General features: G+C 54.8%; 20 protein-coding genes and 1 pseudogene. 9 read left to right on the top strand and 12 right to left on the bottom strand.

Annotation, left to right across the window (positions count from 1 at the left end; genetic code table 11):
* The first annotated feature begins 44 nt into the window (after positions 1–44).
* From ACG98I_RS04385 to ACG98I_RS04405, 5 genes are read left to right on the top strand one after another with little or no spacing between them, the layout of a single operon-like run.
* The gene (locus ACG98I_RS04385; protein ID WP_394718683.1) at positions 45–713 is read left to right on the top strand and encodes a helix-hairpin-helix domain-containing protein; all 669 of its coding nucleotides are present in this window, start codon (positions 45–47) and stop codon (positions 711–713) included.
* Positions 714–750: 37 nt separating this feature from the next.
* On the top strand, positions 751–2,058 hold the full coding sequence (locus ACG98I_RS04390; RefSeq protein ID WP_394718685.1) for a ComEC/Rec2 family competence protein: 1,308 nt from the start codon (positions 751–753) through the stop codon (positions 2,056–2,058).
* Positions 2,027–2,989, top strand: coding sequence for a DNA polymerase III subunit delta (gene holA, locus ACG98I_RS04395; RefSeq protein WP_394718687.1), 963 nt, complete (start codon positions 2,027–2,029; stop codon positions 2,987–2,989). Before ACG98I_RS04390 ends, holA begins: the two co-directional genes overlap by 32 nt.
* 10 nt (positions 2,990–2,999) lie before the next feature.
* Positions 3,000–3,386 carry an ankyrin repeat domain-containing protein gene (locus ACG98I_RS04400; RefSeq protein WP_394718688.1) on the top strand — a complete coding sequence of 129 codons (387 nt, stop codon included), beginning with the start codon at positions 3,000–3,002 and terminating at the stop codon, positions 3,384–3,386.
* Positions 3,383–4,033 carry a LysE family translocator gene (locus tag ACG98I_RS04405; RefSeq protein ID WP_394718690.1) on the top strand — a complete coding sequence of 217 codons (651 nt, stop codon included), beginning with the start codon at positions 3,383–3,385 and terminating at the stop codon, positions 4,031–4,033. Before ACG98I_RS04400 ends, ACG98I_RS04405 begins: the two co-directional genes overlap by 4 nt.
* On the opposite strand, the gene ACG98I_RS04410 is transcribed toward ACG98I_RS04405, so the two are convergent.
* The 4 genes from ACG98I_RS04410 to ACG98I_RS04425 all read right to left on the bottom strand — a co-directional run bounded on the left by ACG98I_RS04410 (position 4,030) and on the right by ACG98I_RS04425 (position 7,220).
* Positions 4,030–5,301, bottom strand: coding sequence for a type II restriction enzyme (locus ACG98I_RS04410; protein ID WP_394718692.1), 1,272 nt, complete (start codon positions 5,299–5,301; stop codon positions 4,030–4,032). The two genes, ACG98I_RS04405 and ACG98I_RS04410, sit on opposite strands and share 4 nt — an antisense overlap.
* Positions 5,282–6,121, bottom strand: a complete 840-nt coding sequence (locus tag ACG98I_RS04415; protein WP_394718694.1) for a DNA adenine methylase — start codon at positions 6,119–6,121, stop codon at positions 5,282–5,284. Before ACG98I_RS04415 ends, ACG98I_RS04410 begins: the two co-directional genes overlap by 20 nt.
* A gap of 119 nt (positions 6,122–6,240) precedes the next feature.
* Positions 6,241–6,504 carry a 30S ribosomal protein S20 gene (gene rpsT / locus ACG98I_RS04420; RefSeq protein ID WP_394718696.1) on the bottom strand — a complete coding sequence of 88 codons (264 nt, stop codon included), beginning with the start codon at positions 6,502–6,504 and terminating at the stop codon, positions 6,241–6,243.
* 179 nt (positions 6,505–6,683) lie between these two features.
* Positions 6,684–7,220, bottom strand: coding sequence for a type II toxin-antitoxin system PemK/MazF family toxin (locus tag ACG98I_RS04425; RefSeq protein WP_394718698.1), 537 nt, complete (start codon positions 7,218–7,220; stop codon positions 6,684–6,686).
* 92 nt (positions 7,221–7,312) lie between these two features.
* Between ACG98I_RS04425 and lepA the strand changes: the two genes are divergently transcribed.
* From lepA to ACG98I_RS04445, 4 genes and pseudogenes are all read left to right on the top strand, one after another.
* The gene (gene lepA / locus ACG98I_RS04430) at positions 7,313–9,160 is read left to right on the top strand and encodes a translation elongation factor 4 (protein ID WP_394718699.1); all 1,848 of its coding nucleotides are present in this window, start codon (positions 7,313–7,315) and stop codon (positions 9,158–9,160) included.
* Positions 9,161–9,183: 23 nt separating this feature from the next.
* Positions 9,184–10,629 (top strand): M20 family metallopeptidase, encoded by a 1,446-nt coding sequence (locus ACG98I_RS04435; protein WP_394718701.1) that lies wholly within the window; start codon positions 9,184–9,186, stop codon positions 10,627–10,629.
* A gap of 72 nt (positions 10,630–10,701) precedes the next feature.
* Positions 10,702–11,190 (top strand): annotated as a pseudogene (locus ACG98I_RS04440) (Panacea domain-containing protein); the annotation flags it as partial.
* Positions 11,187–11,564 (top strand): type II toxin-antitoxin system death-on-curing family toxin, encoded by a 378-nt coding sequence (locus ACG98I_RS04445; RefSeq protein WP_394718702.1) that lies wholly within the window; start codon positions 11,187–11,189, stop codon positions 11,562–11,564. The pseudogene ACG98I_RS04440 and the gene ACG98I_RS04445, both read left to right, overlap by 4 nt.
* 25 nt (positions 11,565–11,589) lie before the next feature.
* Here ACG98I_RS04445 and ACG98I_RS04450 read toward each other — a convergent pair whose 3' ends face one another.
* The 8 genes from ACG98I_RS04450 to ACG98I_RS04485 form a co-directional block, all read right to left on the bottom strand.
* On the bottom strand, positions 11,590–13,464 hold the full coding sequence (locus ACG98I_RS04450; protein WP_394718704.1) for a BCCT family transporter: 1,875 nt from the start codon (positions 13,462–13,464) through the stop codon (positions 11,590–11,592).
* Between the two features lie 72 nt (positions 13,465–13,536).
* Entirely contained in the window at positions 13,537–13,929 is a 393-nt protein-coding gene (locus ACG98I_RS04455; RefSeq protein ID WP_394718706.1) for a hypothetical protein, read from the bottom strand.
* 204 nt (positions 13,930–14,133) lie between these two features.
* Positions 14,134–15,558 carry an ATP-binding cassette domain-containing protein gene (locus ACG98I_RS04460; RefSeq protein WP_394718708.1) on the bottom strand — a complete coding sequence of 475 codons (1,425 nt, stop codon included), beginning with the start codon at positions 15,556–15,558 and terminating at the stop codon, positions 14,134–14,136.
* A gap of 3 nt (positions 15,559–15,561) precedes the next feature.
* Positions 15,562–16,395, bottom strand: a complete 834-nt coding sequence (locus tag ACG98I_RS04465; protein ID WP_394718710.1) for an ABC transporter permease — start codon at positions 16,393–16,395, stop codon at positions 15,562–15,564.
* The gene (locus ACG98I_RS04470; RefSeq protein ID WP_394718712.1) at positions 16,392–17,339 is read right to left on the bottom strand and encodes an ABC transporter permease; all 948 of its coding nucleotides are present in this window, start codon (positions 17,337–17,339) and stop codon (positions 16,392–16,394) included. The genes ACG98I_RS04465 and ACG98I_RS04470 overlap by 4 nt, the downstream gene beginning before the upstream one ends.
* Positions 17,336–18,871, bottom strand: coding sequence for an ABC transporter substrate-binding protein (locus ACG98I_RS04475; RefSeq protein WP_394718713.1), 1,536 nt, complete (start codon positions 18,869–18,871; stop codon positions 17,336–17,338). Before ACG98I_RS04475 ends, ACG98I_RS04470 begins: the two co-directional genes overlap by 4 nt.
* Positions 18,872–18,929: 58 nt before the next feature.
* Entirely contained in the window at positions 18,930–19,703 is a 774-nt protein-coding gene (locus ACG98I_RS04480) for a GntR family transcriptional regulator (protein ID WP_394718715.1), read from the bottom strand.
* A gap of 320 nt (positions 19,704–20,023) precedes the next feature.
* Positions 20,024–20,242, bottom strand: coding sequence for a hypothetical protein (locus ACG98I_RS04485; RefSeq protein WP_394718717.1), 219 nt, complete (start codon positions 20,240–20,242; stop codon positions 20,024–20,026).
* Positions 20,243–20,449: the final 207 nt, after the last annotated feature.

Below are 20,449 nucleotides of genomic sequence, written 5' to 3' on the forward strand. Positions count from 1 at the left end.
CTTCTCTCTGGTGTGGGGGTTGTGCTTTTATTTAGTCTCAGATCATGAATCACATATCTGACCGAATCAAAGAACTCACTGCACCAACCGGTGAAGAACCTATCCTCGATGTTGCTTATCCCACCCCTCGTGTAAAAATTGCTCCTTGGCAGGCTGTGCTAGCAGCGATTGGGGTGGTTATCGCAGTTTTACTGTGGTTGGCGCTATCCAATCGGGAATCTGAGGCATTGCCGCCTTTAGAACCTGTCGCGGAAATCGAGGAAACCACCTCAGAAGCTGAGCTGCCTAGTGAGGTAGTGGTGTCCGTGGTCGGGGCGGTGCACAATCCCGGCATCATTACTTTGCCGCAGGGCTCGCGCGTCGCCGATGCATTAGAGATGTCTGGATTGGCCGATGATGCCGACATCATTTCCATCAACCATGCGCAATTGCTTGCCGATGGCGAACAGATCTACGTCAGCCGCATTGGTGAGGAAGCTCGTCCTGAACACAATACTGAACCAAGTTCTGAATCAGGGACAGGGAAAGTTAATCTCAACTCTGCAACTGCTGCCGATTTGATGTCGCTGCCTGGGGTTGGGCAGGTAACAGCAGATGCGATCATTGCCTATCGCGACACCATCGGCAGCTTTAACTCTGTTGAACAGCTGATGGACGTCTCTGGCATTGGGCCCGCGAAATTTGAGAAGCTACAGGACCACGTCAGTGTCTGAGCTTCGCCTGCTGCCTTCAGCGCTCATCGTCTGGGCCATGACTCTGATGGTGCTGATGGGTCACACTGCTCCCGCAATCGTGGTGCTATTTGTGGTGGTGCTGAGCTTTATCTTGGTCAAACAATTCGGGCAAGGGATTCTGTTGACCGTTCTGGGAATCGTGTCGATGGCGGTCACCTTCTTCAGAATGCGATGGGCTCCGGAAGAGATAACTGTGGGCGCAGTGGTGATGTCACCCTCGGAAACCGACTCGGGATTTTTGGTTCGGCTCTCGGCACATAATGCGACCTTTCCAGTCTTTGTGAAGGAACTTCCAGAAGGGGTTGATACCGGTTCGCTTGTCGAGGTGAATGCTCGGTGGAGCGAGTTCTCGAGCCCGAGTGTTTCTGGCGTTATTGGAAATGGCGAAATCACTGCGTTTACTGAGGCCTCGGGAATTCCGATTACTGTGGCAGAGAATTTTCGGGAAGCTGTGGTCAGATCTGTTGGTGAGGCTTCTCAAGGTCTAATTCCAGGAATGGTGTTAGGGGATACGTCGCTGCAAGATGCAGCCCAGCAAGAACTCTTTATTGAAACGGGACTCTCACACCTTTCAGCAGTCTCAGGTGCGAACGTGGCGATCGTGCTGACAGCGGTGTTCTTGCTATGTCGATGGATTGGGCTAGGCCCGATTGTGCAGGTGCTAACGGGTGGATTAGCGCTGCTTGGCTTCGTGTTTCTGGTGGGCACGGAGCCTTCCGTTCTGCGGGCAAGCGTCGCGGGCATCGTTGGGTTGCTGGCCGTGGTGAATTCGACGAAGGTGCAGCCGATACACTCTCTATGTTTAGGCGTCATTGGATTGATCCTGTGGGATAGCGACATGGCGGCCAGTTTCGGATTCGCTTTGTCATGTGCAGCCACGGCATCGATTGTGGCGCTGACGCCCATGTTTCACAGGTTGCTTGGCGCGTTTAATCTTCCAGATATTCTGACCCGTGCTCTGGCGGTGGCGATTGCCGCGGACATCGCGACCATGCCGATTGTGGCGCTGATGGCCGGCGAAGTCTCACTCGTATCCGTGCTGGTGAATGTCCTGGTCGCACCCGTCACGGCACCAATTACGGTTCTCGGACTCATTGCTGCTGGCTTGGCGCAACTACCCATAGACTTTCCCGCAGCTATCTTGCTGAAAATGATTGAGCCGTGCACTTGGTGGATTTACCACATTGCGGCCGGCGCGAATCAAATACCAATCTCTGTCATCGAAACCTCACCCATGACGGTGATGATTGTCTATGGCTGGCTCGTGGCGGGCTTGCTCTATTATAGTCAGCATGGAACCGGTGCACCTGATCTTGGGCGATGATGAATTTCTGGCGGAGCGAGCGCGCAGGAATATTCAGAAGGGCGTAGCCGAAGAAACGGGGGAGCAGCCGGAGCTGAAGATTCTTCGCGCGTCCGAGGTAACCGAGTGGGAGATTATTGAGGCGACATCGCCATCTCTATTTGGTGAGACGCGCGTGATTGTTATCGCGGATACCGAACGCGTGGGATCGGCTTTGGTGAAGTTGATCGTGGACGCGGCTAAAGACCCGGCGCCGGGGATGACGATGGTGATAAATTTCGCCATTTCGCGAAAAAACTTGAAGAACCGCAAGAAGCCGCCGGAGCTCATCGGAAAGCTGCAAAAGCTCGCGCGCGTGCATGAGGTCTTTGCGCTCTATGACAATGAAGTGAAACCGTGGGCGACGCGTGAGTTCGCCGCGCACGGGGTCCGTCCGACCCCGGATGTGGTGGACGCATTGCTATCGGGCGTGGGGTCGGATCTGCGTGCGCTATCGGCGGCGATTTCGCAGCTGGTGGCAGATACCGGCGGCAACGTCACGCGTCAGACGGTGCAAAGCTACTACGCGGGGGTCGCGGAAGTAGAAAATTGGGATATCGCGGATGCGGCGGTGGCCGGCAAGGTGTCGGAAGCAGTAGCGACGTGTCGGCGAGCATTGCAATTGGGCGCAGAACCGGTGGGTATTGCGGCGGCGCTGGCGAATAAAGTTGGGGTTATCGCGAGGCTCTACACTGCGCGCGGGGATAAGTTTTCGCTGGCGAAGCAGTCCGGATTGCACCCTTATGTGGCAGAAAAGACTGCGCCGATTGCCAGGCGTTGGTCGGGCGATAATATTTCCAAGGCTGTGATTGTGGTGGCTGACCTTGATGGAGACGTGAAGTCCCTGGGTCGCGATGGTGCTGACTATGCGGTTGAGGCGGCCGTTAAGAGAATTGCGGAGCTTGCACGATAAACTATCGTTTATGAGTGACAACGTAAATGAACAAGAATTAGCGGAATTCGCTTCCAAGCTTTTTGACCTGGCTCGGCAGGGCGATGTGTCCCTGATTGAATACATCAAGCAGGGCATTAGCGTTGATCTGGTGAACCAGGATGGACAATCCTTCGTGATGCTGGCGGCGTATAACGGCCATGCGGAATTGGTGAAAGAACTGGCGGCTATTGGAGCCGACGTGAACCTGCTCAATGATCGTAACCAGTCGCCATTGGCGGGTGCGATTTTTAAGAAGGAAGACGCGGTTATTGACGCGCTGCTAGAAGCGGGCGCGGACCCGAAGGCTGGCTCGCCGAATGCCATCGACTCAGCCACCATGTTTGGCCGTGAGGATCTACTGGGACGCTTCGAGTGAGTCTGAGTTCGCTCGCCACGATTGTTGTACTGAATCTACTGGGCGCGGCGAGCCCAGGACCCGATGTCATTCTGATTACCAGGCTGGCAACGAAGTCACGCAAGCATGCGATTGCTGCGGTGACGGGTATTCAGGTTGGCGTGCTCATGTGGACCACCCTGACGGTGCTGGGTGCAGCGGCGTTGCTGACGGCATTCCCGCAATTGCTGGGCCTCGTGCAGCTGCTGGGTGGTAGCTGGCTGGTATACATGGGCTATTCGACGTTCAAGGCCGGTTGGGAATCGCGCAATGCGGTGCCGATGTCTTTGGCAGAACAAGAGGCCTCGCTGGGAAGCGTGGGCCATGCGTTTCGCACGGGTCTAGCAACGAATCTGTCTAACCCGAAGATCGTGTTATTCCTGTCCGCGTTGATTGCACCCCTGCTGCCGGCGAACCTATCGATTGGTGTGGCGATCACCTTGGTGTTGGCGATGAGCTTGTCGTGTTATGCGATGTTCGTGGTCATCAGCATGGTCGTCTCCACCAAGGCTGTACGCCGGAAGCTACTGGCGGCAGGTCCGTGGATTGATATCGCTGCCGGGGCGTTCTTTATGGTCGCTGGATTGGCGCTGGTTGTCACCGGATTCCGCGATGTCTTCGGGATTTAAATCTCTAGTTCCTGCGTGGTGGCAAGATCCCACACCCACTGCACCCAGGAGAGCACGGTGCCGGCACGGCGCTGGGTAGTTGCTTGACCAAGTCCCAGATTCGAAGCATTCATGATGTTGATGATTGCTGGTTTATCTGGGACTTCGTTGTATTTGAGGGCAGTGGCAAGGGCCTGGTGAAAGACTTGGTGCCGGGCCAGGGCTTTGATGAGCTCAATATTGCGCTCATTTCTCCGTGCCTCCATAATGCGGATTCCGGCATCAGTCAGTGACCAGATGCGTTTGGTATCAGTGACCAGGCCGAGGTATTTGGCGGCGCTGGTGTAGTAGTTGGTTTGGCGCGGGGTGAAATCATAATTCTCGGTGATTTCATCGACGCTGAGTGGGGAAAGCTGGAGCTGTTCACAGAGGTTAATGACGCGTGCGAAGCTATCAGCCTGGGGGAAGGGAGTGGAGGGCTCGGGCTCAATGGTCACGGAATTGAGCAGCTTGTTGAGTACATCGAGGGTGATCCGGGAAGAACTGAGTGTGTAGCGTGCGGCTTTGACCAGCGTGATGGATTCCGGACGGAGGGGATCGGTGAAGTCATATTGGTACAGGTGGAAGATACCGTTGGAATAGACCTGATAGACCGAGGTGACTGGTTTGGAGACTTCCGTTCTAAAGCGGCGGTAGGGGAAATAGAGCTGGCGGATATTGAAGTCATCGGAAAGATGGTTCTTCGCTTCGACTAAGCAGAGGAGATTGGAGGCCTCAAACCCGGCGTCAATTTCCATTTGGGCTTTACTGACCCGGAAGTTGCCGCAGGCAAGTTCGACATTGATGTCTCCACTCGACATGCGGCCGGCCACGGTGGCGTGGAGATGATCGGCCCCAAGGAAATCGGCGAGGATGCCGGATAGTGCGCTGGCATTGAGGGCTGCGGCTTCGGAGGTGATGCCATCGGGAGTTAAAGACTCGATGCCATCGGGAAAAGGCATGAAACGCACGGGGCCGAGATCATCTTCGGGAAACTCGGCGAAAAGATCGAATTCGCCAACCAGATACTCGTATCGGGACAGCGGGATGATGTTGAGACCCAGTTCTTTAAAGAGATGTGGGCGTGCAGCGGTGGAATCATGCTTGGCCATCAGCCGAGGCTCGCGATCAGAAATCGCTTTGATTGTATTTGGGCTAATGCGGAAGAAACCGTTGGTGGCTAGCTTGCTTCGGTACTCATCCTGTTCGAGGACTTTCTCCCAGCCAATATCATTGACGCGTGTGCTCATAATTGCGTACTAACACCTCATCGACTTTGCCGCGCTTAGAAGCCACAGAATTAATAGCGCGGGATGCACCCACGATATCAACGTGATAATCGGAATAAAGCTCGCGGATGAAATCGGTGGCGGAATTAGACAGCATCCAATTGACGCCGCGGTCGGTGAGGGCATCGGCAAGCTCCTTAAGCTCTACCTGGTTAGTGCGGTTAAAACCACCGGAGGAATAGCCCACGAAATTGCTGGTGACATTGACCGGGTCATAAGGCGGGTCAAAATAGACGAAGTCGCCGGGCTGTGCGTTTGCGACTGCATCCCGATAATCGCCATTGAGGAACGTGACCTCATTGGTATTGAGGTAGCCGTGGATAGCGGTGAGAGTCTTCTCATCACAGATCAACGGTTTCTTATACCGGCCAAAAGGCGAGTTGAATTGGCCCGCGAGGTTGACGCGATACAGGCCGTTATAGCAGGTCTTATTCAAATAGACCGTGCGTGCGGCGCGCTTGATGGGGGAGAGCAAGCTAAAAGAAGGCTCACGGTCTAGCGCGCGCAGCTCATAAAAGAAGGCTTCATCATTGGGATAATCCGAGAGTTCTTTAATCAGGGAACTGACATCATCACGGACAACGGTATAGAGATTGATGAGCTCAGCATTTAAGTCATTAACCGTGGCAGCTTTGGGAGCAAGGGACCACAAAACAGCGCCGCCGCCAAAGAAAGGCTCAAAGTAGCGCTGAAAACCATCTGCCGGGAGGGCAGCGTGGATATGTGGTAGAAGCTGGCGTTTACCGCCGACCCATTTTACCAAAGGCTTCAGGTTTGTCATCGTAGAAGTATCTTAGCGCTCGCGGTGGACGCTGAGTGCATCAGTTCGAACAAGGATTAGAAAATAGCAGGTGCCCCACACAAGTTAATGTGTGAGGCACCAAAAGCTTTAAAAAATGATTAGCTCATCTTGTTGAAAGCAGCAGCCATACCGGACTTCTTGTTCGCCGCGGTGTTGCGGTGGTAGACGCCCTTAGATACAGCCTTGTCCAGTGCGCGGGATGCCTTACGCAGCTGTGCCTCAGCACCAGCCTTGTCAGCAGCCTCAACTAGGGCGCGGAACTTGCGGATCTCAGTACGTACAGCGGAGCGTACGGACTTGTTGCGCAGACGTGCCTTCTCGTTGGTGAGGATGCGCTTTTGCTTGGACTTGATGTTTGCCATGAGAAATACCTCTTGTAAATCGAATGTGATTGGATATTTAACATCCTCTGCAATCTCCCGAACCTCAAGGTTCTCGGCGAATGCTGTGCGGACCCAAGGTCCTGACCGCAAGCTGCATGCGCGCAAAAGAAGTTAACTAACCTGGATACGGTACCAAGCGGTGAAGGGGTTTTCCAAATCTATCCCCAGTGGTATTTCTGGCGCAGACGGTTGGCAATACGCTCAAAGCGGCGCTGCGGGAAAAGGATGCCTTTGCGGCGCACTTGCTCCTCGGAGATTTCCAGCACGCGGTCTAGGCGCACCCAGCATTGGCGGCCTGAGTCATCCCATTCGCCAGAACCAATTTCTAGCCAGGCATCCTCATTCGAATGCGCGGAATTGGGGGAGATTAATAGCCCCAGCACGGTGGAGCGGGTGCGGCCGACTAGCAAGATGGCGCGTTCGGTGGGAGGGGAGTTGGGCCCATCGGTAGGCGCCCAAACCCACACAACCTCACCGGAGTCGGCCTGGCCGTCCATGTCGGGGGCAAAGAAAATGGACCGCGCACGTGATTCGGTATGTTCAACGCGAATGGAGGCGGGCTTACGCGGATCGCTTGCTCCCTGACCGCCGTGCATTCCGAGGCGCGCATTAATGCGGGACAGACCCAAATCAAGCGGGTCTTTCACTTCAATGCCAGCTACTTTGCGCAAACGGGACACAAAGGCGTTTCTCATGCTCACCATCCTAACTCCTATTATCTTAATGGTGTTGGGTATGGTTGAAGCAAGCTTTCTTTACGCGCATGGAAATACCGAATAGGAATCTTTTGACTAATAATTTTGCCGTGAACACTTTTACGGATCCAGCCCAGATCCGTAACTTCTGCATCATTGCGCACATCGACCACGGTAAGTCGACGCTGGCAGACCGTATTCTGCAGCTTTCGCAGGTCGTTGATGCCCGCGATATGCGCGATCAGTATCTGGACAATATGGATATTGAGCGCGAACGCGGAATCACCATTAAGGCGCAGAGCGTGCGCCTGCCGTGGGTACCCCGTTCGGGTGCGCATGAGGGTGAGCAGATTGTTCTGCAGATGAATGACACCCCGGGCCACGTTGACTTCTCCTATGAGGTCTCCCGCGCTTTGGATGCCTGTGAGGGCGCAATCTTGCTGGTTGATGCCGCGCAGGGTATTGAGGCGCAGACCTTGGCAAACTTGTATATGGCGATGGAAAATGACCTGGAAATCATTCCGGTCCTCAATAAGATTGACCTGCCTAATGCAGAGCCAGAGAAGTACGCGCTGGAAATCGCCAATATTATTGGCGTGGAGCCGGAAGATGTGCTGCGCGTTTCCGGCAAGACCGGTGACGGCGTGCCGGAGCTGCTCGACCGCCTATGTGAACTGATTCCGGCGCCAACCAGCGACTTTGGCAAGGACGCACCGGCGCGCGCGATGATTTTTGACTCGGTCTATGACACCTACCGCGGCGTTGTGACCTACATTCGTATGGTTGATGGCACGCTCAAGCCGCGCCAGAAGGTGCGCATGATGAATACCGGCGTGGAGCTGGAAGTTCTTGATATCGGCGTGGTGTCACCAACGCCAACCGCGGTGAAGGGCTTGGGCCCGGGTGAGGTGGGCTACCTCATTACCGGCGTGAAGGACGTGCGTGAAACCAAGGTCGGCGACACGGTGACCTGGGCGGCTAAGGGCGCGGAGGAGCCACTGGCCGGCTATGAGGACCCGAAGCCGATGGTGTATTCCGGTCTTTTCCCGATTTCTCAGGCTGACTTCCCGGATCTGCGTGATGCGCTGCAAAAGCTTCAGCTTAACGATGCCTCGCTGACCTTCGAGCCAGAAACCTCCGTCGCGTTGGGCTTTGGCTTCCGCTGTGGCTTCTTGGGCCTTCTGCACATGGAAATTACCCGTGACCGTCTGCAGCGCGAGTTTGATCTGGATCTGATTTCGACCGCGCCTTCGGTAACCTACCGTGTGATTTCTGAAGATGGCACGGAGCGGATGGTGCATAATCCTTCGGATTGGCCAAGCGGCAAGATTCCCGAGGTCTATGAGCCAATCGTGAAGATGACCATCATCGTTCCAGAGTCTTTCGTGGGCCCAACCATGGAATTGTGCCAGTCCAAGCGTGGTCAGATGCAGGGCATGGATTACTTGTCTGAAGACCGCGTGGAGCTGCGCTATGTCATGCCTTTGGGTGAGATTATCTTTGACTTCTTCGACATGTTGAAGTCCCGCACCAAGGGCTATGCTTCGCTGAACTATGAGGAAGCTGGCGAGCAAGAAGCTGACCTGGTGAAGGTGGATATCTTGCTCCAAGGTGAACCAGTGGATGCTTTCTCTGCGATTGTGCACAAGGATCATGCTGGTCATTACGGCAATAAGATGACCAAGAAGCTCAAGGAATTGATTCCGCGTCAGCAATTCGAGGTGCCGATTCAGGCAGCGATTGGCTCGAAGATCATCAGCCGTGAGAATATTCGCGCGATGCGCAAGGACGTGCTGTCCAAGTGCTATGGCGGCGATATTTCCCGTAAGCGTAAGCTGCTGGAAAAGCAGAAGGCTGGTAAGAAGCGAATGAAGTCGATTGGTTCTGTGAATGTTCCACAGGAAGCATTCGTAGCAGCGCTTTCTACTGACTCCGAGTAGTTTCCTTCGGTAGATTGGACGACATGGATTCTTCCAACCCAATTGAAACTCATGTAAAAAGCTCTGCGGCACTGCCTGGTCAATTCAAACAGAAGCGGAAATTGCCGCGTCAAGGCCAGGCGCTGCCGCCTTTGCCTTTTGTTGCGTCCACCATTGAGGGACGTTCTGCGGGCGAGGTTTTTCGGGAATCGGGGGAGGAGATTCTCGAGGAGCTCCAGGAGCTGCGCCGGTCTTTGCATAAGCATCCAGAGATCGGATTGGAGCTGCCCCGCACGCAAAAAGCGGTGCTGGAGGCACTCGATGGTCTGCCGTTAGAAATCACGCTCGGCCAGGACCTGACCTCGGTCACTGCTGTATTGCGTGGTGGCAAGCGTGGCGAAAGGCCAGTCTCGGTATTACTTCGAGGCGACATGGATGCGCTCGCGGTCAAAGAACGCACGGGTAGTCCTTTTGCCTCCACCAATGATTACATGCATGCCTGTGGTCATGACTTGCACACGGCGGGACTCGTGGGCGCGGCACGATTATTGTGCCAGTACCGGGATGAGATTCATGGCGATGTCGTATTCATGTTCCAGCCTGGTGAGGAAGGCCCCGGCGGCGCGGAACTTATGATTGAAGAAGGCGTGCTGGATGTGGCCGGACGCCGCCCAATTGCCGCTTATGGTGTGCACGTGGGCCCGCAGGACCGCGGTACGTTCCACTACATCAATGGCCCCACGATGGCATCCTCCTCGAATCTGGCCATCACTGTCTTCGGCAAGGGCGGACATGGCTCGCGTCCACATGATGCAGTTGACCCGGTGACCTGTCTGGCAGAGATTATTACCGCCCTGCAGACAGCCATCACCAGGCGCTTTGATGCACTCGAACCCATCGTGTTGACGGTGACCAACCTGCGTGCGGGCGATGGCGCATTCAACGCGATTCCGGATAAAGCGGCACTGGGCGCAACGGTCAGGGTCTTGCGTGATGAGCAGATTCACGCGGTGCGCCAGGTGATTAGTGAAATCTCTACCAATATTGCTGCCGCGCATCGCTGCTTGGTGGAAGTGGACTTTGAGATTTTGTACCCCACCACCAAGACCAATGCGCGTGAGAATCAATTCGCTGCCACGGTGTGGGGCGCGCAATTCGGGCAGGACAGTATCAAAAATTTCGAGGCGCCCATGATGGCATCGGAAGACTTCGGAGCCGTGCTGGCGCAAGTGCCGGGCTCTTTCTTCTGGCTGGGTACCGCTAACCCGGAAACACCTTATGCGCAGCGCGAGTGGAACCATTCGCCGCTGGCACGTTTTGATGACTCCATTCTGGGCCTGCAATCGGCAGCATTGGCAACATTGGCTTTCGAGCGCCTGGCTACCGAAGATGCCCATCCTTCGCCGATCACAAAAGCTGCCCGTACCGCGGTGCAGACCGGTAATCCTTCAGCGACAGCCGGGGAGGCAGCCCAAACGCCCGAGACCTAGCCCACCCATCATGTGGCTCAGTACATTTACAATAAATTAGGCTGGATTGATGCTTGACGGCTTGCCAAGCTTACCTACTATTCACAGGCATGGAGCCTGGGGTGGTATGGGCGTTCAATGATTGCCGATGAATTCCAGGCATGGGCAGACGGATCTGTAGAGCCGAAACTGCATTCGGAGAATAAGTACGATCGCTCAGATGCAATGTCGACGAGATTGCCGTCCGCTGATGTGACGCGGTTGGCAGAGTTAGACCGAGCCATCATTGACTCGATTTTGGAATTCTATGGAAGTTTTTCTCAGTCAGAGTTAATCGAACGGACCCATGATGAGACTCCATGGAAAGAAGCACGGGAAGGCGTTGAGGACGGGGCACCGATCCGGAGGCCCTTGTCACAATCAACGATGAAGTCCTTCTATGCAATTCAGGAATTGCAAGGCAAAGGGGTTCCTACTAGGCCAAACCGAGCTGGCGCGCCTTCGACTGAAGTAGTTCGTGAAAAGTTGTTCAGCTCAGCCGACCGGTGGAAAACTGCCCTGGATATTCTCGCTGATAAATGAAGCAATATTGCATTGAACCCGAGCTTGTTATTGACTTAAATCGGTCTTTTGTCGGTACGGAGTTTAATGTTCTGGACCGTGGGAAACTCGAAGGCGCGCTCGGTGTGCCATTGAGGATATTTGGTGGAGAACTCTTAGTCCCCTCTACCTTGGGGCAAGCAGCCATGTTGATTGAGCGTGTGGCAAATGCCCATGCTTTTGTAGATGCCAATAAACGCACCGCTTGGGTATGCGGCGTTGCGTATCTTGAGCATCATGGCTTTATTATTGCTCGGGTCAGTGATTCCGAAGTAGTTGATCTGATGGTGAGTATTGCAAATAATGAGGCTGAAGTGGAGGAGATTGCGAGCTGGCTTGCAGATCGATTCTCATAATTCCCATGAGTAGCTTTAAGGACGTCTAGTCTTCTTTCTTTTCTACGCCTTCAACCCCTGGGGTGTAGCCATCGGCCCACTCGCCGGTGTCGAAGTCATAGTCAACTTCTTCGCCTTCCTCATCGGTGCGCTGGTACCAATCGGTGTAGCGGTCTGAGGTGGAGTCGAAGTCAGCGCCGGCACCGCGGCCTTCTTCGGCAGGTGCGACAGTGAGCTCGAAGTCATCGCCGTGCTCTTCCAGACCACGCACAACTGCATTCGCCACGGCGGTCTCGGCATAGGTACGGCGGATGAACATTGGGTCAGAGCGCAGGTCGATGATGAATGCGACCATCATGACCAGCAGCACGACCGAGAAGGGCAGTGCCGAGAGGATGGTCAGGTTCTGCAAACCGGACAGGACTTCCTCGCCGCCGGTGAGCAGCATGACGATGGCGATGCCCATCATGCACAGGCCCCAGAAGACCACCAGCAACTTATTTGGTGCTGGGTTGCCCTTGGAAACCATGGTGCCCATGACCACGGATGCGGAGTCTGCCGAGGTGATGAAGAAGATGGCCAGAACAGCCAGCAGGATAAAAGGCGTGATTTGGCCCAGTGGCAGGTTCTGGAACATAGCGAAGAGCACGGCTTCGCCGCCAGCGCTGCCATCAAAACCTTCAACACCCTGCTGGTGGAAGGTGATTGCGGTACCACCGAAAATGGTGAAGGCCAGGATCAGAATCATGGTGGGAGCCAGAACGGTGACAGCGGTGAACTCGCGCAGGGTACGGCCGCGGGAGATACGTGCTACGAACATGCCGACGAACGGGGTCCACGCAATCCACCATGCCCAGTAGAACGCGGTCCAGTAAGACTGGAACTCGATGGTCTCATCGCCCCACGACAAAGACTTGGACATCATTGGCAAGATTTCATTGATGTACATCAAAATGCCGGAAGGCAGCAGGTTGAGCAGCAACAAGGTGGGGCCAACGATGAAGACGAAGGCAACGAGTCCCAAGGTGACTGAGATATTGATATTGGACAGGTAGCGGATACCGCGGGAGACACCAGAAACAGCGGAGATGACAAAGAAGACACCGAGGATCGCGATGATGACGATCAACATGGTGTTGGTCATTTCACTAGCGCCGGAGACAATCTGCACGCCCTGGCCAATCTGCACGGCAGAAACACCCAAGGTGGCGGCGGTACCGAACAAGGTGGCAATCAGTGCCATGATGTCGATGATTTTGCCCAATGGGCCATCTGTATCTTTGGAGCCAAAGAGCGGCTTGAAGATAGAAGAAATCAGGGTGACGCGACCACGACGGTAGGAAGAATATGCGATGGCTGCGCCAACCAGTGCATAAGCCGCCCATGGGGACAGGCCCCAGTGGAAGTGCGATTGCGCCATGGCTTGGTGCAGTGCTTCGACGGAATTGCCATCAACGGTGTGTGGTGGCGGGGTGATGTAATAAGACAGCGGCTCAGAGGGGCCATAGAAGAACAGACCCACGCCGATGCCGGCGCCGAACATCATGGCTACCCACGAAAAGCGGGAGAACTCTGGCTCTTCATCATCGGTGCCCAGCTTGATGCGACCGAGCTTGGAAAAGCCGACATAGGCCATGACCACGATGGCCATGATCATGGTGAAGTTCAGCAACCAACCGGCGTTGGTGATAGCCCACGCGAAGGCAGTAGAAGATGCCGCCGAGACCTGGTCGGGGCGGATAACGCCCCATGCGATGAACCCGAGAATGAGAACAGCGGTGACAGAGAAGATTACTTTGTCGATACCAAAGCGGTTTCTTTGGTCCTCGACAGGAATACCCGGGACCAATCCCGGGTGCATATTGTGCGGATAGATGCCAACGGCACCCTCGACATTATTGTGCGATGGTTTATCGCTCATAAGGATCCTTAAGAGATCGATTTCAAGAATAAAATAAACAAATGGACTGCTTATTATTCCGGGGTTGCCCAGCTATCTCAATTCACGGGCACGTTTGCGGGTGATTAAAGAGTGCGCAATCACAGCCAGCGCAATAACCACGAGTGCCGCAATGAGGATTGTTTCTGTGACCCAGTAGCCAGGGTAAATCTTCCAGGCATACCCAAATAGCCGTGCGTCTTCATAACTGAACCACAGGTAGAAGGGCAGCCACAGGTACTTAGCGCCGATGAGAAAGATGGAGAGGATGGCAAAAAGTGCGCTGCGCTTGAAGGCGGCAAAGATAAGAGCCGCAAGTCCCAGAATGAAGCAGATGAGGAATACCGGCGTGCTCAAGGAAAATGGCGAGCCGAGAAGCAGGAACTCATGGTCGATGACATGCTGCTGTGTAATCGTGTAGCCATCCAGGACTGTTTCAGTGGGCATATCTTCATGCTAGGTCATGTAGTAGGAAAATAACATGAATGTGAGCTATATTAGACAGCGGAATATTTCCTTAAAGCTCGAAGTGAAAGTGGGTCCGTGAACATGGGCTTGTTTAATCATCGTTCCCAGTCAGAGATGGCCTCACTCGAAGAGGCGTTTTCTGTCTTTGAGTACCATGAAGAACACCTGCTGGACGGCAGCTTCTTATTGGATGTGCACTCCAGCTAAAAGCTGCTTGGTGTAGTCCTCGGTGGGGGATTCCCAGATCTGACTAGTGGGGCCTTGCTCCACGATTTCGCCATTGTGCATCACGGCGACGTGCGTACACAGCGCTTTGACGACGCCCAAATCATGGGAAATGAAGACCAAGGTCAGATCGAGTTCTTCGACCAGCTGGTTTAAAAGCTTAAGGATTTGCGCGCGGACGGAGACATCCAAAGCGGAGACAGCTTCATCAGCCAGCAAAATATCGGGGCCTCCAATAATTGCGCGCGCAATAGAGATGCGCTGGCGCTGACCACCAGAGAATTGATGCGGGTATTTCGCGGCATCGTCAGCATCAAGGCCAACGGACATGAGCGCTTCGCTGATTTTGGCCGCATCGTATCGGCCAAGTCCTTCGGCGATGATATTGCCGATTGCCATGCGGGGATTCAGGGAACCTTGGGGGTCTTGGAAGACCATCTGGATAGAGCCATCAGTGCGGCAGGTACCAGAGGTCGGCGAAATGAGACCCGCAATCATTTTAATGAGCGTGGTCTTACCGGAACCCGAACCGCCGACAATGCCCCAGCGGCTACCGCGGGTGATATCGAGGGAGATGTCATTGACGGCGATGGTGGAGCTATACGTCTTGGTCAGCTCGCTTAAGGAGATAGCGACGTCAGTCGAAGACGTGGAGTCAGTGGCAGTGCCGAGCTTCGATGCAGCGATGAGTTGCTTGGTGTAATCGTGCTGCGGGTTCTTCAGCAGCTCAGCGGTGCTATTGCTTTCGACAATGCTGCCTTCATTCATGACCAGGGTTTCCGTGCACATTCGTGCAACCACGCCCAGGTCATGGGTGATGAACAGCAGTGAGAGGCCGCGGCTCTCAACCAGGGACTCAATGAGGGAGAGAATCTCTGCTTGGGTGGTGGCATCAAGCGCGGTGGTCGGTTCATCGCAGATCAGCAGATCGGGGTCTTGAGCCAGAGCCATGGCAATCATGACGCGCTGGCGCTGACCGCCCGAAAGCTGATGCGGGTAGCGGGATGCAAAAGAAGCATCCAAACCGACTTCGGACAGCAATTGGTGAGCTGGTCCAGGAATCTGCTTTGAGATTTTCATCAAGGGATCCAGCGCGCTCATGGGTTCTTGGAAGATCATGGCGATGCGCCTGCCGCGTAGTTTCTGCATGCGGCGCTCTAGCAAGGACGTGAGCTCAGTGCCATCAAAGATGATGGAGCCAGACGCAGTCAGCGTGTGCGGAAGCAGTCCAATGATGGACAGTGCGGTGAGCGACTTGCCGGAACCGGATTCACCAATCAGCCCGAGGCGTTGGCCAGGCCGAATGGTGAAGGTTATTCCATGGAGCAGTTCCTTGGAGCCAGTGGTGATTTTCAGGTTGGTGACTTCGAGTAAGTTATTCACTTTTTAGTTCCTCGCCTTCTGCTGGCGCGGGTCAAGGACATCACGCAGTCCATCGCCCAAAAGATTGAACCCGAGCACGGTTAGTGCGATGGCAAGGCCGGGCCAGAGGGTAAGACCTGGGTGGATAGAGAGCAGCGATTGGGCATCTTGGAGCATGCGCCCCCAGGACGCGGCGGGAGGTGCGGTACCCAGGCCCAAGTAACTGAGAGCGGCTTCAGCAAGAATCGCGAGCGCGAAGTAGACCGAGGCTTGGATGATGATAAGGCCGGTGATATTCGGCAGCACGTGGCGGGTGGCGATAGTGGCGGCGGGAACCTTCGAGACTTTGGCCGAGTCGATGAAGTCTTGGGACATGACCTGCAGGGTGCCGGAACGTGCGATGCGCGCGAAGGAAGGAATGCCGGCGATACCGATGGCAATCATGGCGGAGAGCGTCGACGGTCCCCAGATAGCGCCGGCGATGATGGCGAGCAGCAGGGCGGGGAAGGCGAGCATGAGGTCGGCGCCGTGCATAATGAGGGCATCGGCAAGCTTGCCGTTTCTCATCCCGGCGATAATGCCGAGCGGAACGCCGATGACCGCGGCGATAGTGACGGCCACCAATCCGACAAAGAGCGTGATTTGCGCACCGACCATGAGTCGTGAAAGCACGTCGCGGCCGAAGCGATCAGTGCCGAGCAAATGTGAGGTGCTGGAGGACTCCAGGCGATCGGCCGGCAAAGCGGCGAGGGGATCATAAGGTGTCCACACCAGGGAGATGAGTGCGGTCAGGATGGTGAGGCTGACAATAACCAGCCCAATGATTCCGGTCAGCGGAAGGCGCTGGAGTGTTTTCATGAGCGTGCTCCTTCGCGCAGGCGGGGATCAATGAGACGATAGGCGGCGTCAGTCAGCACATTAATCGTGAGCGTAAACGCCACCAGCAGCATGACGAGAGATTGCACTGTGGTGAGATCACGTACGGAGACCGCATCCAAGAGCATGGAGCCTAGACCAGGAATGACAAAGACGGACTCAATGACCACGGCGCCGACAATCAGCGTCGTAAATTGCAGACCGGCCACAGTCAGCACGGGCAGCGCAGCATTGCGCAGGCCATGGCGCCATAGTGCTTGCGCCGGGGACTTGCCCAAGGCGCGTGCGGTGCGAATGAAGTCTTGATCCATGACATCGATAATCGCTGAACGCACATAACGCGATAGCACCGCACCTTGGACGAGCGCGAGCGCACAGACCGGCATGATGAGATGCGCGAGGAAATCCGCAAAACCCTGGTTCGGTGGTACCCAGCCATTAGCCGGCAGCCACCCGAGATTGATGGAGAAAAACGCGATGAGCACAATACCGACGAGGAAGTTGGGAATCGCGATGCCGACCTGAGTCAGTGCGGTGACAATAGTGGCATCCAACTGGGTCCGCTTGGTGGCAGTCCACATGCCGACGGGAATGGCGATGGCCAGTGCCAGGATGAGCGCGCAAGAAACCAAGATGAGGGAGACCTGCGCGCGGTCGAGTACTTGCACTGTGATGTCTTGTTGTGAGGCCAGCGAGGTACCGAAGTTACCGGTGAGCAACCCACCCATCCATTCGGCATATTGGGTAATCAGCGGACGATCCAGACCCATTGAAGTGGTGAGCTCCGCGACGGCATCCTCAGTGGCGTTGACGCCCAGGGCCACGCGCGCCGGGTTGCCGGGGACTGCACGCATGAGCAGGAAAATGATGATGGAGGCGGCGAAAAGAGTTATGAGATAACGCCCAATGAGCTTGAGAAACGTCATGAGGCATCCTTAGATTCGAGGTTGCGCAGAATCATTGCATCCGTAATAGAGTTGGTCTCAAGACCCGAGATAGCCGGGTCTGAAATCACGATATTGGGCATATTCATCAAGGTCAGCGCACCGGCATCGGACATGATGTTGGCAACGGCCTGCTCCATGGTGTCGTGATACTGCTCAGTCGAGGTCGCGGTATCTGCTTCTGTGAGCAATTTCCTGGTGCTCTCAGAGTCATAGCCCAAGTAATAATCGGGATCACCAAAAAGCACAGGGATATCGTGCGGTTCCACGTGCGCAATCAGCGACATCTGATAATCCTGCGCGCCCATGACCTGGCCCAGCCACACAGCGGGGAACTCAGCGGTCTCGAGCGTGACATCGAATCCGATATCGGTCAGCTGCGAGTAGAGCAATTCCGATGCGGTCTGGGCATAGGGCACGGTGGGAATCGTCAGAGTGAGGGGAGCGCCGGTGGCCCCGGATTCATCCATAAGCGCCTTTGCGCGCTCAGGGTCGAACTTATAGAAGTTCTCATCGGTAAACCACGGGTCAGTGGGCGGGACAGGGGCACCACCGGTATCAGCGGCTAGACCTTCCCACAAGACTTCATTGAGTGCTTCACGGTCCACGCCATAGGAGACTGCTTGGCGCACCCGTGGGTCATCAAAAGGCGCGGTGTTATTATTCATCGATAGCAAGATCTCACCATTGGTGGTGCCCACTTCCACGTTGAAGGCTTCAGGAAGAGTATTGAGCAGCTCCGGGGTTTGCATGGCCCAGACCACCTCGACCTGGCCGGCCTGCAGAGCATTGATGGAGCTCAATGCATCCGGGTAATAGGAGATGGTGACATCATTTGCAGCAGGCGTACTCCAATAATCATGGTGAGGCTTAAGCGCGATGAACTCGCCGGTGGAAAATTGCTTGAGCTGATAAGGCCCAGTGCCAATCGGTTCGGTGGCAAGCTTATCGATGGCGGTGGGCGTCATCATGGCTCCGATAGCGGTGGACATATTCCATAGCCAGGACTGGGAAGGCTGGGAGAGGGTGACCTGAAGCGTGTGTTCATCGATGACTTCGGTGGATTCAACGGGAGCCATTTGGGAGGCAATGCCATTGGTCCACTCATTTTTGACGTACTCAATGGAAAATTCTGCGGTGTGGGCGGTGAAAGCATCACCATTGCTAAATTCCACATCATCGCGCAGGTGAAAAGTATAGGTGCGGGCATCATCGGAGATATCCCAGGAAGATGCCAACCGCGGGATGATCTCACCGGATTCCGGGTCAATGGTGACCAGGGTTTCATAGACATTGTCCATGAGTGCTGCGGGGATGGCGGCGCCGCCGGTGGTGGTGAAGTCCAAAGAGTTTGCCGCGGAGGTGGTGGCGATAGAAATCGACGAGTTTGAAGACTCACTAGGGGCCACCACAGCAGTATGCCCCGCAGCGCAGCCGACAAGTAACGTTGCGGCCATGAAAACGCTGGCGGGGAGATACAGGAAGCGCTTGATGCTTCCGGAAGTCACGAGCATATAGGCAGAGTAACGAATGCGCGATGAAAATGCGCAATCTTGTGCCTATCAGCAGTGACTATTTTTCATAACGGTCGGAGTGACGCACTGAGATATCCAGTGGGGAAGGCGTCCCCGCGATGTAGTTGTAGGTCAGCGTAATGCCTTCAAAGACATGGTGCATTTCCGTGTACTCCACTGGATGGCCATTGTGATCAGACAAAGAGAGCTGGGAGACCATGCCGACTGAGCCGGGCTCGAGACCGAGTTGCTCGCAGTCCTCAGGCAAAAATGCGCGGCCAAACATTTCGCGGCGGCCATGATCTAGGCCCACGCCGACATCGCGCAACTTGGCGTGCAAAGAACCTTGGTCTGGGTCCATGTAGAGAACATGCTTTCCCACCGGAAGGGTGAAGTAGCTACGCTCCACGGCGATGGGCACGCCATTGGCATAGCGCACACGGTGCAAGAAGACTACTGGGTCAGCATCATTGATGGCTAGCTTCTCAGCAACATCTGCTGGGGCTGGGCAGCGCGCCATCCAGAGGGTCTTAGAGGTGGCTTCCCAGCCATTGGACTCAATCCACTCGAAGTTGGAAATGAAGGTCTCAAAGGTCTCCGTCTTCTCATGCGGAAGAACCACAGAACGGCGGCCGCGCCCGGAAGAGATCAAACCCTCGGTGCGCAGAGATGCCAATGCCTGGCGGACTGGGCCGCGGGAGGTGCTAAATTCCTCGCAGAGCTCTGCCTCAGAAGGCAAGAGGCTACCCGCAGGAATCTCACCCGAGAGGATCTTTCCCCTGAGATGTTCGGCGATCTTAATGTGCTGCTGAGGTGCTCGGCGGGCAGACATTGAAATTTGGCTCCTCTTTTCTTCATAGATCCTTATAAAGCCTTGATAAGGCTGGAAGGGATCTTTATATGTCGAAGATGGTGAGCTGCTCCAGTGCAACTGGGGCAACTACCGATGGTTATGTATGGCAGGTTAAAGAAAGTCTTGCTAAAACACTGTCTTTATAATTGTGGACTGGCAGGGCCACAAGGTGGTTCCTTGAATGAAGAAATATTTATAGCAATTTTTTAACACAGAATATGACGCTGGCTATAACGTCGTGGTCTTACTTTAATTGAATTCTAGATAGGCCAATGAAAGTCCCAGTGAGTTGGGTAAATTTATATAGCCAGCGGCGTATTTCTATTGCCCTCAGAGTAAGGCAAGTGATCCCCAGCTGCAACCTTGATGTAATCGTTTTGAGACAGAACTGGCATGAACTGTGCCAAAATGGAATCCTGAAGCTTTGCTTCTTTGTCGACCAATAGTTGTAAAAATTTCCAGCTCATGCAGGCGATTGACTGACGGTCTGGGAACAATTGGAAATCAATGGTGAACAAACGTAATCAATCTAAAGGTGTCCATAATTCTAGACATATTGACGTCTATCGATGAATGGAATTGGGTGCGATTAAGCCTGTAGTTATAGGAGTAACTACAGGCTATGGGGCATATTGATTCACGTTCAATAGGAATTGGATAGTTCAGCTTCCCATCGCGCGAAAATGGGAAGAAATAATATTGTGCTGAACTTCACTCTTTTGGGG

Source organism: Corynebacterium sp. L4757 (assembly GCF_043673995.1).
Classification (GTDB): domain Bacteria; phylum Actinomycetota; class Actinomycetes; order Mycobacteriales; family Mycobacteriaceae; genus Corynebacterium.